The organism is Pseudomonas sp. HLMP (assembly GCF_046365545.1).
Classification (GTDB): Bacteria; Pseudomonadota; Gammaproteobacteria; order Pseudomonadales; family Pseudomonadaceae; genus Aquipseudomonas; species Aquipseudomonas guariconensis_B.
Genome location: NZ_JBDLLR010000001.1, coordinates 4,435,993 through 4,449,772, shown reverse-complemented (window position 1 = coordinate 4,449,772; position 13,780 = coordinate 4,435,993). Strand labels below are relative to the sequence as shown.

9 protein-coding genes are annotated in these 13,780 nt (G+C 66.6%); 6 read left to right on the top strand and 3 right to left on the bottom strand.

Annotated elements, in window-relative coordinates:
• Positions 1–4 precede the first annotated feature (4 nt).
• The 6 genes from pepN (at position 5) to ABFA30_RS20460 (ending at position 8,088) form a co-directional block, all read left to right on the top strand.
• A complete protein-coding gene (pepN, locus tag ABFA30_RS20485; protein WP_410045848.1) occupies positions 5–2,677 on the top strand; it encodes an aminopeptidase N in 2,673 nt (890 codons plus the stop codon).
• Between the two features lie 228 nt (positions 2,678–2,905).
• Complete coding sequence (locus tag ABFA30_RS20480) at positions 2,906–3,934, top strand: WD40/YVTN/BNR-like repeat-containing protein (RefSeq protein ID WP_225787001.1); 1,029 nt, start codon at positions 2,906–2,908, stop codon at positions 3,932–3,934.
• Positions 3,931–6,333: an efflux RND transporter permease subunit gene (locus ABFA30_RS20475; RefSeq protein WP_225787000.1), complete on the top strand. Its 2,403-nt coding sequence runs from the start codon at positions 3,931–3,933 to the stop codon at positions 6,331–6,333. Before ABFA30_RS20480 ends, ABFA30_RS20475 begins: the two co-directional genes overlap by 4 nt.
• 65 nt (positions 6,334–6,398) lie before the next feature.
• A complete protein-coding gene (locus tag ABFA30_RS20470; RefSeq protein ID WP_253080978.1) occupies positions 6,399–6,689 on the top strand; it encodes a DUF5629 family protein in 291 nt (96 codons plus the stop codon).
• Complete coding sequence (locus ABFA30_RS20465) at positions 6,655–7,785, top strand: lactonase family protein (protein ID WP_225787156.1); 1,131 nt, start codon at positions 6,655–6,657, stop codon at positions 7,783–7,785. Before ABFA30_RS20470 ends, ABFA30_RS20465 begins: the two co-directional genes overlap by 35 nt.
• 123 nt (positions 7,786–7,908) lie before the next feature.
• A complete protein-coding gene (locus ABFA30_RS20460) occupies positions 7,909–8,088 on the top strand; it encodes a hypothetical protein (RefSeq protein ID WP_225786998.1) in 180 nt (59 codons plus the stop codon).
• 178 nt (positions 8,089–8,266) lie between these two features.
• Here the strand turns inward: ABFA30_RS20460 and ABFA30_RS20455 are convergent, their stop codons facing one another.
• From ABFA30_RS20455 to ABFA30_RS20445, 3 genes are read right to left on the bottom strand one after another with little or no spacing between them, the layout of a single operon-like run.
• Positions 8,267–8,860, bottom strand: coding sequence for a glutathione S-transferase (locus ABFA30_RS20455; RefSeq protein WP_225787155.1), 594 nt, complete (start codon positions 8,858–8,860; stop codon positions 8,267–8,269).
• A complete protein-coding gene (locus tag ABFA30_RS20450) occupies positions 8,857–12,507 on the bottom strand; it encodes an AAA family ATPase (RefSeq protein ID WP_410045847.1) in 3,651 nt (1,216 codons plus the stop codon). Before ABFA30_RS20450 ends, ABFA30_RS20455 begins: the two co-directional genes overlap by 4 nt.
• Positions 12,504–13,742: an exonuclease SbcCD subunit D C-terminal domain-containing protein gene (locus ABFA30_RS20445; RefSeq protein WP_225786996.1), complete on the bottom strand. Its 1,239-nt coding sequence runs from the start codon at positions 13,740–13,742 to the stop codon at positions 12,504–12,506. The genes ABFA30_RS20450 and ABFA30_RS20445 overlap by 4 nt, the downstream gene beginning before the upstream one ends.
• Positions 13,743–13,780: the final 38 nt, after the last annotated feature.

The window sequence follows — 13,780 nt, the reverse complement described above, 5'->3', positions numbered from 1 at the left end:
CACCATGCGTACCGAACAACCGCAAGTGATCTACCTCAAGGACTACCAGGCGCCCGAGTACCTGATCGACGAGACGCACCTGACCTTCGAGCTGTTCGAGGACCACAGCCTGGTCCATGCGCAACTGGTCATGCGCCGCAACCCCGCGCGTGGCGCGGGCCTGCCGCCGCTGGTGCTCGATGGCCAGCAACTGGAGCTGCTGGGCGTGCAACTGGACGACCAGCCCCTGGCCGCCGGTGACTACCAGCTCGACGATGACAGCCTGACCCTGCAGCCCAAGGCCGAGCGCTTCACCGTCGACACCAGCGTGAAGATCCACCCGGAAAGCAACACGGCCCTCGAGGGCCTGTACAAGTCCGGCAAGATGTTCTGCACCCAATGCGAGGCCGAGGGCTTTCGCAAGATCACCTACTACCTCGACCGCCCGGACGTGATGAGCACCTTCACCACCACGGTGATCGCCGAGCAGCATCGCTACCCGGTGCTGCTGTCCAACGGCAACCCGGTCGGCAGCGGCACCTTCGAAAAAGGCCAGGGCGAAGACGGCCGGCACTGGGCGACCTGGGAAGACCCGTTCATGAAGCCGGCGTACCTGTTCGCCCTGGTCGCCGGCGACCTGTGGTGCGTCGAGGACAGCTTCACCCGCCAGTCCGGCCGGGACGTCACCCTGCGCATCTACGTCGAGCCGGAGAACATCGACAAGTGCGACCACGCCATGGCCAGCCTGAAGAAGTCCATGCGCTGGGACGAGGAGGTCTATGGCCGGGAGTACGACCTGGACATCTTCATGATCGTCGCGGTCAACGACTTCAACATGGGCGCCATGGAAAACAAGGGCCTGAACATCTTCAACTCCAGTTGCGTGCTGGCCCGCGCCGAGACCGCCACCGATGCCGCTCACCAACGGGTCGAAGGCGTGGTGGCCCACGAATACTTCCACAACTGGTCAGGCAACCGCGTGACCTGCCGCGACTGGTTCCAGCTGTCGCTCAAGGAAGGCTTCACGGTGTTCCGCGATGCCGAGTTCAGCGCCGACATGAACTCGCGCACGGTCAAGCGCATCGAGGACGTGGCCTACCTGCGCACCCACCAGTTCGCCGAGGATGCCGGCCCTATGGCCCATCCGGTGCGCCCGGACAGCTTCATCGAGATCTCCAACTTCTACACCCTGACCGTGTACGAGAAGGGTGCCGAAGTGGTGCGCATGGTCCGCACCCTGCTGGGCACCGAGGGTTTCCGCAAGGGCAGCGACCTGTACTTCGAGCGCCATGACGGCCAGGCGGTGACCTGCGACGACTTCATCAAGGCCATGGAAGACGCCAACGGCGTCGACCTGACCCAGTTCAAGCGCTGGTACAGCCAGGCCGGCACCCCGCGCCTGGAGGTCAGCGAGGCCTACGACGCCGCGGCGCAGACCTACAGCCTGACCTTCCGCCAGAGCTGCCCGCCGACGCCCGACAAGGTCCAGAAGCAGCCGTTCGTGATCCCGGTGGAGCTGGGCCTGCTCGATGCCCAAGGCAACGACCTGCCGCTGCGCCTGGCCGGCGAAGCCGTGCCCCAGGGCACCAGCCGCGTGTTGTCGGTGACCGAGGCCGAGCAGACCTTCACCTTCGAAGGCATCGCCGCCAAGCCGCTGCCGTCGCTGCTGCGCGGCTTCAGCGCGCCGGTCAAGCTGGGCTTCCCCTACGACCGCGACCAGTTGATGTTCCTCATGCAGCACGACAGCGATGGCTTCAACCGCTGGGAAGCGGGCCAGCAGTTGTCGGTGCAGGTGCTGCAGGAGCTGATCGGCCAGCACCAGCGTGGCGAGGCGCTCAGCCTCGACCAGCGCCTGGTCGATGCGCTGGGCACCGTGCTGGGCAACGAAGCGCTCGACGCGGCCATGGTCGCCGAGATGTTGTCGCTGCCGGGCGAGGCCTACCTCACCGAGATCAGCCAGGTGGCCGACGTCGACGCCATCCACGCCGCCCGCGAGTTCGCCCGCAAGCAGATCGCCGAGCAACTGTTCGATGCCCTGTGGGCGCGTTACCAGGCCAACCGCGAGGTGTCGCGCAACACCGCCTACGTCGCCGAGGCCGAGCACTTCGCCCGCCGCAGCCTGCAGAACATCGCGCTGTCGTACCTGATGCTCAGCGGCAGGCCCGAGGTGCTGGAAGCGACCCTGGAGCAGTTCGACCAGTGCGACAACATGACCGAGCGCCTCACCGCCCTGGCGGTGCTGGTCAACTCGCCGTTCGAGGCCGAGCGGGCCAAGGCCCTGGAGGCCTTCGCCGAGCACTTCAAGGACAACCCGCTGGTCATGGACCAGTGGTTCAGCGTGCAGGCCGCCAGCCCGCTGCCGGGTGGCCTGGCGCGGGTCAAGACGCTGATGCAGCACCCGGCCTTCACCTTGAAGAACCCCAACAAGGTGCGTGCCCTGGTCGGCGCCTTCGCCGGGCAGAACCTGGTGAACTTCCATGCCGCCGATGGCTCGGGCTATCGCTTCCTCGCCGACCTGGTGATCGAACTCAACGCCTTCAACCCGCAGATCGCCTCGCGCCAGCTGGCGCCGCTGACCCGCTGGCGCAAGTACGATGCTGCGCGCCAGGCGTTGATGCGTGGCGAGCTGGAGCGGATCCTGGCGTCGGGAGCGCTGTCCAGCGATGTGTATGAAGTGGTGAGCAAGAGCCTGGCGTAGGACGGGTCGATACGGGGCTGCAAAGCAGCCCCGATTGATCACCGATGTCTTGACTGATCGGCCCCGCGATCCCTTCAGATGCTTAACAAAACATAACGTCCCACTCGTTGTCTTTCTGCCGATATCCCCGATAGGATGGCCCCCAAGCTATTGCAGGGCTCTGGAACAGGGTTTTCGCAGTACCTGCCAATAGATTGACCCACTACAAGAACACAACAGGGGACGGTCATGAGGGAACGGCTGATGGCGGATGCCAGGCGTGGTGCCTGGTCACTGGCGGCTGGCGCGATGCTGGCGCTGGCACTGGGAACGTGGGCAGGCAGTGTGGGCGCGGCGGCGGCCGAGGCGTATTCGACGGAGTCGGCCAAGGCCAGCCAGAGCCTGCTGATCGACACCACCCACGCCGGCAAGCGCCTGGTGGTGGTGGGCGACCGTGGCCATATCCTGTTCTCCGACGACCAGGGCAAGACCTGGACCCAGGCCCGGGTGCCCACCCGGCAACTGCTCACGGCGGTGTTCTTCCTCGACGACAAGCGCGGCTGGGCCGTGGGCCATGACGCCCAGATCCTCGCCAGCAACGACGGCGGCGCCACCTGGAGCAAGCAGTTCGAAGACCTCGCCCGCGAAGCCCCCTTGCTCGATGTCTGGTTCCTCGATGCCCGCCACGGTTTCGCCGTGGGCGCCTACGGCGCCTTGCTGGAGACCACCGACGGCGGCCAGCACTGGCAGGACGTCGCCGAGCGCCTGGACAACCCCGACCAACTGCACCTCAACGGCATCGCCAGGGTCAAGGACGCCGGCCTGTTCATCGTCGGCGAGCAGGGCAGCATGTTCCGCTCCAGCGACGACGGCCAGACCTGGTCCACGGTCGAAAGCCCCTACGAGGGGTCGCTGTTCGGCGTGATCGGTACCGCACAGCCACGTACCTTGCTGGCCTATGGCTTGCGCGGCAACCTGCTGCGTTCCAGTGATTTCGGCGACAGCTGGCAATCGATCGACGTCGAAGCCGCCCGTGGCCCGCTCGAATTCGGCCTGGCAAGCGCTACGCTTCTCGATGATGGCAGCCTGGTATTGGTCGGCAATGGCGGCAGCGTGCTGCGCAGCCACGACGACGGCCAGACCTTCACGGTCTACAACCGGGCCGATCGCATCGCCCTGGCAGGGGTCAGTGGCTTGGCCGACGGTCGCTTGCTGCTGGTCGGCCAGGGCGGCGTGCACCTGGCCACCGCCGAAGGTGCCGAGGAGGTGCAGCCATGACCCACCGGGAGACATTCGACATGCACCAGCAGCACCACCAGGACAAGGCCACCCTGCTCGAGCGGCTGATCTTCAACAACCGGCCGGTGGTCATCTTCCTGTGCCTGCTGGTGAGCATCTTCCTGTTCTGGCAGGCCACGCAGATCCGCCCGTCCACCAGCTTCGAGAAGATGATCCCGCTGGAGCATCCGTTCATCGAACAGATGCTCGAGCACCGCAACGACCTGGCCAACCTCGGCAATACCGTGCGCATCTCGGTCGAGGCGGTCAACGGCGACATCTTCGACAAGGACTACATGGAGACCCTGCGGCAGATCCATGACGAGGTGTTCTACATCCCCGGCGTCGACCGCGCGGGGCTGAAGTCGCTGTGGAGCCCGAGCGTGCGCTGGACCGAGGTCACCGAGGATGGCTTCGCCGGTGGCGAGGTCATCCCCAACACCTACGACGGCTCGCCCGCAAGCCTCGATGCGCTGCGCGACAACGTGCTCAAGTCTGGCCAGGTCGGGCGCCTGGTGGCCAACAACTTCAAGTCCAGCATCGTCGACGTGCCGCTGCTGGAGAACTACCCGGACCCGCAGGACCAGGGCAAGTTGCTGGCGCTCGACTACCAGCAGTTCTCGCACCAGCTGGAAGAGAAGATCCGCGACAAGTTCCAGGCCCAGAACCCCAACGTGAAGATCCACATCGTCGGCTTCGCCAAGAAAGTCGGCGACTTGATCGACGGCCTGGTGATGGTGGCGATGTTCTTCGGTGTGGCCCTGGCCATCACCTGGGCGCTGCTGTACTGGTTCACCTGGTGCATCCGCAGCACCATCGCCGTGCTCATCACCACCCTGGTGGCGGTGGTCTGGCAGTTGGGGTTGATGCACGCGGTGGGCTTCGGCCTTGACCCGTACTCGATGCTGGTGCCGTTCCTGATCTTCGCCATCGGCATCTCCCATGGGGTGCAGAAGATCAACGGCATCGCCCTGCAGTCGAGCGGCGCCGACAACGCCCTGACCGCTGCCCGGCGCACCTTCCGCCAGCTGTTCCTGCCGGGGATGATCGCCATCCTCGCCGATGCCGTGGGCTTCATCACCCTGTTGATCATCGACATCGGGGTGATCCGCGAGCTGGCCATCGGTGCCTCCATCGGCGTGGCGGTGATCGTCTTCACCAACCTGATCCTGCTGCCGGTGGCGATCTCCTACGTGGGCATCAGCCAGAAGGCCATCGCCCGCAGCAAGAAGGATGCGACCCGCGAGCACCCGTTCTGGCGCTTGCTATCCAACTTCGCCAGCCCCAAGGTGGCGCCGGTGTCCGTCGGCCTGGCCTTGCTGGCTTTCGCCGGCGGGCTCTGGTACAGCCAGAACCTGAAGATCGGCGACCTCGACCAGGGTGCCCCGGAGCTGCGTCCCGACTCGCGCTACAACCAGGACAACAACTTCATCATCAGCAACTACTCGACCAGCTCCGATGTGCTGGTGATCATGGTCAAGACCCCGTCGGAGAGCTGTTCGATCCACTCGACCATGGCGCCGATCGACGAGCTGATGTGGACCATGGAGAACACCCCGGGGGTGCAATCGGCGATTTCCCTGGTGACCGTGTCCAAGCAGGTGATCAAGGGCATGAACGAGGGCAGCCTGAAGTGGGAAACCCTGTCGCGTAACCCGGACATCCTCAACAACTCCATCGCCCGTGCCGACGGCCTGTACAACGCCGACTGCTCCCTGGCGCCGGTGCTGGTGTTCCTCAACGACCACAAGGCCGAGACCCTGGAGCGGGTCACCGCGGTGGCCAAGGCCTTCGCCGACAGCCACAACCGCGACGACCTGCAGTTCTTGCTCGCGGCCGGTAACGCCGGTATCGAGGCGGCCACCAACGAGGTGATCAAGTCGGCCGAGCTGACCATCCTGGTGCTGGTGTACATCTGCGTGGCGGTGATGTGCTTGATCACTTTCCGTTCCTTCGCCGCGACCCTGTGCATCGTCCTGCCGCTGGTGCTGACCTCGGTGCTGGGCAACGCGCTGATGGCCTTCATGGGCATCGGCGTGAAGGTCGCCACCCTGCCGGTGGTGGCCCTCGGCGTGGGCATCGGCGTGGACTATGGCATCTACATCTACAGCCGCCTGGAAAGCTTCCTGCGCGCCGGCCTGCCGCTGCAGGAGGCCTACTACGAGACCCTGCGCTCCACCGGCAAGGCCGTGCTGTTCACCGGCCTGTGCCTGGCCATCGGCGTCTGCACCTGGATCTTCTCGGCGATCAAGTTCCAGGCCGACATGGGCCTGATGCTGACCTTCATGCTGCTGTGGAACATGTTCGGCGCCCTGTGGCTGTTGCCGGCGCTGGCGCGCTTCCTGATCAAGCCGCATAAGCTGGCGGGCAAGGAGGGCGGATCGATCTTCGCGCATTGATCAAAAAGGGGGCCGCCATGCGGCCCCTGGCTATAATGGCCACCTATTTCTTTCCGGGTATCCCCATGACCACCCTCGCCACCGCCCTGCACACCTGCGACATGCTCCTGATCGACGGCCTGCACGCCTTCGACTTCACCTTCGACGCCTCGGGCCTCACCGTCGAGTGCATGGACGGGCGCCAGCTCCGTCGCTGGCACTTCACCACCGAGCAGGTCGCCGCTGCCGTGGCCGAAGGCGACGACTGGCGCCTCGACGATGGCCAGGGCGAGCATCGGCTAGTCTGTATGAGTGCCTTGCGCGCCTCGGAAGATGACGATGATGAAGCGGACCTGGAAGCACCTGCTGAGCGCTAGCCTCATGGGCCTGGCGATCGATGCCCACGCTGCCACCTTGCTGGTGGGCAGCTATACCGAGGGCGCCAGCCAGGGGATCTACCGCTATGCGTTCGACACGCGCAGTGGCCGGATCGAACCCAAGCCCCAGCAGGTGGTCAAGAGCGTGAGCCCCTCGTGGCTGGTGCTCTCGGCCGACCAGCGCCAGTTGTTCGCGGTCAACGAGACGCCGAAGGGGCACGTCAGCAGCTTCTCGCTCAGTGCCAAGGGCCAGATCAAGCCGCTCAACCAAGTGGCAAGCCTGGGTGATGAGCCGACCCACGCCAGCCTCAGCCATGACCAGCGCTACCTGTTCGTCGCCAACTACGCCGTCGCCCCCGACCCGGGTGGCAGCCTGGTGGTGATCCCGGTGGCGCGCGACGGCAAGCTCAAGCCGGTGGTCCAGCAACTGCGCCATGCGCCCAGCAAGGTCAACGCCGAGCGCCAGGTCGGTGGCCATGTGCACTCGGTGGTGTTGTCGCCCGAGGGGCGCCACCTCTATGCCAGCGACCTGGGCGCCGACAAGGTGTTCATCTACCGCTACGATGGCGCCAGTACCGAACGCCCGCTGAGCCCGGCGATTCCCGCCTCGGTGGCGTTGCCGCCCGGCAGTGGGCCGCGCCACCTGCTGTTCGATGCCAAGGGCCAGCATGCCTACCTGACCCTGGAAATGAGCGGCGAAGTGGTGACCTTCGACGTCCAGGACGGTGCACTGAACGAGCGCCAGCGCCTGCCCCTGACCGAGCGCCAGGAGGCTGCGGCCAAGGCGGCGGGAGGTTTGCACCTGTCGGCCGACGGGCGCTTCCTGTATGTCAGCAACCGCGGCACGGCCAACGAGATCGTGGTCTATGCCGTGGGCAAGGACGATGGCCAGCTGACCTTCTTGCAGCGCCGCTCGGTGGAGGGCGATCACCCGCGCGAATTCAGCCTCGACCCCAGCGGCAACTTCCTGCTGGTGGCCAACCAGAAGAGCGACCAGATCGTGGTGATGCGTCGCGATCCGCGCAGCGGCATGCTCGGCGAGACCGTGCAGACCCTGCCCCAGGCGGCCCCCTCGGACCTCAAGTTCATCGAGTGATTATCAATCGGCGTGATAATCGTTACTGCCGCAATGAATTTCTGTGCACAGCCTCGGCGGCGTAAGTTTGACCCAAGGCCCATCGGGGCCACTGTCAAACCACCGAAGTCGAGGGCAGCCCGCATGAACTTCAATCTCTTTCCGGTCATCGCCGCTTCCGCCATTTCCGCCTCCGTCGTCCTGCCGGCCCATGCCCAGGTCGAGGTGCGTAGCAAATCGTCCGCCACCCACAGCTACACCGAGAAGTACCTGCAGCAAAGTGCGCACTTCCATGCGGCGCTGAGCGGCAAGAACAGTCACTGAAGCGTGAAAAGGGTCTGGTAATAGCACAACGCCATGTGTTTGAATTTGACGCTGGATTATTGACTCTCCGGGAGGTGGAGCATGATGTGGCGTATCGCGGCGGTGGTGCTGTTGCTGTTTTCTTCGCCGATCCTGGCGATCTGAGTGGCGGGGCTGCGCAGCAGCCCCAAAGACTCCGCTACCGAGCCATGATGGCCTGGAACAACGCTGAATCCAGCCACCCTTGCAACCAGCTGCGCACCCGCGGGTAAGGCGCCTCGGCGAACCATTGCGGTTCGACCCCGGCAAACTGGCGCATCAAGGGGAGCAGAGCCGCATCGGCCAGGCTCGGGTGGTCGGCGAGCAGGTAGGGGCGGCTTGCGAGCAGCGCCTCCAGTTCAGCCAGCCAGGGTTCGGCCTGCTGGCGGTAGTGCGCCCGCGATTGCTCGGGATAACGCTCGGCGTACTTGTACAGGTTCACCTGCGCCTTGAACGTGCTGTCGTTGCGCACGATCAGCGCCTCGCCTTGGGCAGCAGCGGCAGGGTCGGCCTGCAGGCGCCAGTCCTGGGGATCGTGGCGTTCCAGCGCCCAGCGCATGATGTCCAGGCTTTCCTCCAGCACCCCCTCACCAGTATCGAGCACCGGCACCGTGCCCTTGGGCGACAGCGCCAGCAGCTCGGCGGGCTTGTGCTTCATCGCCACCTCGCGGATCTCCACCGGGCAGCCGGCATAGCGCAACGCCAGGCGCGCACGCATGGCCCAGGGGCAGCGGCGGAACGAGTAGAGGATCACCCGCACACCTCCACCTCGCTCAGGCCGTTGCCCTGGCGGCGCACCTGGATCTGTACCGGGATGCGTTCGTGCATCTCCTGCACGTGGGAAATCACCGCGACCTTGCGTCCCTGGGCCTGCAGGCCGTCGAGGGCGTCCATGGCCAGTTGCAGCGACTCGGGGTCGAGGCTGCCGAAGCCTTCGTCGATGAACAGCGACTCGATGCGCAGGGTGCTCGAGGCCATGGATGCCAGGCCCAGGGCCAGGGCCAGGGAAACCAGGAAGGTCTCGCCGCCGGACAGCGAATGCACCGAGCGCAGCTCGTCGCCCATCTCGGTGTCCAGCACCAGCAGGCCGAGGGCACTGCCGCCGCGCTTGAGGCGGTAGCGCCGGGCCAGCTGGCGCAACTGGCTGTTGGCGTGGTGCAGGAGCAGGTCGAGGTTGTAGCCCTGGGCGATCTTGCGGAACACGTCGCCGGTGGCCGAGCCGATCAGCGCATTGAGCCGAGCCCAGCGTTGCCACTCCTGGCGCGCCTGCTCGATTTCCTCGGCCAGGGCCTGGTGTGCCTGCTGGCGGCGCTGGTCGTCGGCCTGTTGGGCGCGCAGTTCGGCGCATTGCTGTTCCTGGGTGGCCAACTGCTCGCGCAGTTCGCCAAGCCGTTGCTCCAAGTCTTCGACGGAGGCCTCGACATTGCCCTGGGCGGCATGCTGCTGCAGGCGCTGTTCGCGCTCCTGGAGCAGCACGCGGCCTTGTTCGACGGCCTTCTCGGCGGCTTGCAGGTGCTGGCGCAGGTCGCCCAACTGGGCCTCATCCATGGCCAGCAGGCGGTCCAGGCCGGCGTCGTCCAGTTCGGGGTGGGCGGCGCGCCATTGGGCGATCTCGCCCTGCAACTGCTGGTGTTCCTGTTCGAGCGTCTGCAGGCGGGCGGCGTTGGCCTTGCGTTCGCCGGCCAGTTGCACACCCTGGGTGCGTGCTTCCTGCAAGCGCTGGGCGGTATCGGCTTCGCCGGCGCGGGCCTGTTCCACCTGCTGCTCCAGGTGCTGCTGCCAGGCCTCGGCATTGGCATGCTCGCCCAGCAGCTCGCCCAGCGTGGTGCGAGCTCGCTGCTGTTGTTCGGCGAGGCTGGCGATTTGCTGTTGCAACTCCGCCTGGCGCTGCAGGCGTGATTGCTGCTGGTCGTGCAGGCGCTCCAGTTGTTGCTGGCGCTGTTGCTGCTCTTGCTGTTCTTCCTGCTGTTGTTCGAGTTGTTGCAGGCGCTGGGTGACCTGCTGGTCGAGGGCGAGGAAGGTGTGCGAGGGCTCGTCGCGCAGGGCCTGGAGAATATCGGCAGGCAGCACACCAGCAAAGTCGGCCAGGGCCTGCTCCAGGCGCTCCTGGTCGGCGGCCAGGGCCTGGTGCTGCTGGTCGAGGCGACGCTGGGCCTGTTGCTGGGCCTCGCTGGCGGCCTGCAATTGCTGGTTGAGGCGTGCGGCGTCCTTCTGCAGGGTGAGCAGGGCGGCCTGGCGCTGCTCGTCACGGCCGATCTCCTCGTCCAGGCGGCGCAGCTGCGCTTCCAGCCAGGCAGCGCGGCCCTTGTCGTCCTCGGCGCTGGCGCAAAGCGCCGGCCACAGGGCATGGGCGGCGAGCTGTTGCTCCAGGGGGGGCAGTTGTTCGCCCAGTTGGGCTTGCTGGTGCTGGTACTCCTTGATCTGGCCATTGACCACGCCGACCTGGGTGCGCAGTTCCACCAGGCGGGCGTTGAGGGTGTCCACCTGGGCCTGGGCCGCTGCTTCTTCGGCCTGATCACGGCGGCCCAGGCTCTGCAACAGGGCGTCGGGCTGGTGATAGGGATGCTCGGCGCTGCCGCACACCGGGCAGGGTTCGCCGTCGCGCAGTTGCGCCCGCAGTTCCTCGACGCTGGCCGTGCGCGCCAGGCGCTGGCGTTCGAGCAGTTGGCGGGTGAGGGCCAGGGCCTGCTCCGCGGCTTCCAGCTCGGTCTTGGCCGCCTGGCCTTCGCCGATCAGTTGCTGGCGCTGTTGCAGGGCGTGCTGCTGGCGTTCGCGCAGGGCATGCAGGCTGTGCTGCAGTTCTTGCTGGCGGGCGTGCAGGCGCGCCAGTTCCTCCACGGCGCGCTGTTGCTTGCGGTTGTCCTGCAGCATGCTGCCGAGCAGGTCGAGCTGTTCGGCCAGGGCTTGGGGTTCGGCGCCGGCTTCGCGGAACAGCAGCTCGAAGGCATCGCGCTGTTCCTGCCATTGGGCATTGGCCTGGCTGGCCTGCGCCTGCAGGCCCGGCAGCTCGTCGCGCCCCTGGCTGAGCCGATTGCCGATCTGCAACAGCTGCTGGAGCTGGCCGCGATAGGCCTGCCAGGCATTGCCCAGGGCCGCGAGCGGAGCGCTCTCGGCCAGTGCCGTTTCGATCTGCGCCAGTTGCTGGAGGCTGCGCTGCTGCTGTTGTTCGAGCTGTTGCAGCTGTTGCTGGCCTTCGACAACGGTCTGGTCGGCCTGCTGCCCGGCGGCGTGCAGCCTGGCCAGTTCCTGGTCGAGGCGGGTCAGGCTGTCCTGGGCGGCGAAGGCCTGGCGCAGGCGTGGGGTGTTCTCGCCCTGGTTGGTCTGGGCCTCGGCCAGGGCCTGGCGCGCAACGGCCAGTGCTTGCTCCAGCTCGACCGTCTGGGCCTGCAGGGCTTCCTGCTGGCGCTGCTGTTGTTCGAGCGTCGTGGCCAGGGGCGCAAGCTGGGCGGCCAGGGCCTGCTGACGATGGAACTGGTGCCGCTGTGGCGCCAGGCGCTCCAGGCGTTGCAGGTCCAGGCGCTGGTCGGCCAGTTGCTGCCATGCCTGTTCGGCCGCTTTCAGGGCTTCGCCGGCCTCGCTGTGCTGGGCTTGCAGCTGCTGTCGCTCGTTCAGCCAGGCCCGTTGTTGCTCCAGCTGGCGCTCGCGTGCCTGCTCGGCCTTGAACTGCTGCTGGGCCTGTTCCAGGCGCTGGTCGAGCTCGGCACGGGCCTCGGCGGCCATCGGCAGCAGGAGACTGGCCTGCGCCTCGAGGGCCCGGTGGGCTTCGCCGGCATCCCTGGCCTTGGTGAAGGCGCGTTGGCCCAGGCGGGTGTAGATCGCCGTGTTGGTGAGCTTTTCCAGCAGTTCGCTGCGCTCCTTGTCGTCGGCCTTGAGGAAGGCGCCGAACTCGCTCTGGGCCAGCATCACCGCGCGGGTGAACTGCTCGAAGTTCAGGCCCAGGCGTGCCTCGACCAGTTGCTTGTACTCGTTCTTGCCGCTGCCCAGCAGTTGCTCGCTGTCCAGGTCGTAGAGGCTCTGGCGGCTGTGCTGCAGCTTGCCGTTGGCCTTCTCGCGGGCGCGGTTGGCCTCCCAGCGGGCGCGGTAGCGGCGGCCGTCGATGCCAACGAAGTCGACCTCGGCATGGCCGCTGCCGGTGCCTCGGCGCAGCAGGTTGCGCGGATCGTAGGTCGGAATCTCGCCGTCGGCGTCCGGCACCTTGGCTTCCCGGCCGATGTCGTTGAGCCGCGGCACGGTGCCGAACAGGGCCAGGCACAGGGCATCGAGCAGGGTGCTCTTGCCGGCGCCGGTGGGCCCGGTGATGGCGAACAGGCCGGCGCTGGCCAGGGGCTCGGCGGTGAAGTCGATGTCGATCGGCCCGGCCAGGGAGGCCAGGTTCTTCAGGCGAATGGCAAGGATCTTCATGGCTGCTCCTCCTCCAGCTGGACGTCCTGCAGCAGCAGGGCGAAGTCGGCCAGTGCCTGTTCGTCGACGGGGTTGCCGTAGGCCTGCTCCCAGGCCCGGCTGAACAGGTCTTGCGGGGTCATCTGGGCCAGTTCGACGAACGCCAGCTCGTCATCGTCCTGGTTGCCGCGCCCGGCGTACTCGGCGCCGATGCGCACCAGGCGCACGGCCTTGCCGGCCAGGGCGGCCTCGATCTGCTGGCGCAGGTCGGGCTGCGGTTCGTCCAGGCGCACGCGCACCTCCAGCCAGGGCTGGCGGTTGGGGTCTTCGAGCAGGTCGACCACCGGCAACTCGGCGAGTTGCTCGAGCAACTCGCCCAGCGGCGCCGGGCCGATGCGTTGCAGGGCCACGGCACGCGGCACCAGGCGCGGCTCGATGCTGACCAGCTCGGCACCGTCGAGCTCCACCTCGAGCACTTGGTGCGGGTAGCCGATCTCGGCGAACGACAGGGGGATCGGCGAGCCGCTGTAGCGGATGCGTGCTTCGCGGTTGACCCGCTGCGGCTTGTGCAGGTGGCCCAGGGCGACGTAGCTGATGGCCTTGTCGAACAGGCGTGCCGGCAGGGCCTCGGCGTTGCCGATGATCAGGCTGCGCTCGGAGTCCTCGGAGACTGCGCCGCCGGCCATGTGCGCATGGCTGATGGCGACCAGCGCCTGGTCCTTCTTGCGCTTGGCCTGGGCGGCGGCGATCAATTGCTGGTGCACCTGGGTGATGCCTTGCAGGTAGTCGTCGCCCAGTTGTGGGCCGGTGACCTCCGCCGGGCGCAGGAAGGGCAGGGCCAGGCACCAGGCGCAGACCTTGCCACGGGCATTGGTCAGCGGGATCAGCAGGCGTTCGGCGTCCAGCTGGCCCTCGTCGAGCCAGTGCACCCGGCCCAGGGCATGGGTGCGCAGGCGCCGCATCAGCGCTGCCGGCAGCTCGATGCGCGAGCCGGAGTCGTGGTTGCCGGCGATCATCACGATGTCCAGCTTCGGCTGTTGCTCGTGGGCCTGGACGATGAAGTCGTAGAGCCGCTCCTGGGCTTTGACCGGTGGGTTGACCGTGTCGAAGATGTCGCCGGCGATCAGCAGGGCATCGGGTTGGCGCAGGCGTAGTTGGCCGAGCAGCCAGTCGAGGAAGCAGGCGTGTTCGAAGTCGCGGTCCTGGCCATGCAGGCTTTGGCCCAGGTGCCAGTCGGAGGTGTGAAACAGACGCATGGATGATCCGTTGGATGGGAGCAGGAAAGCTTGTGCCT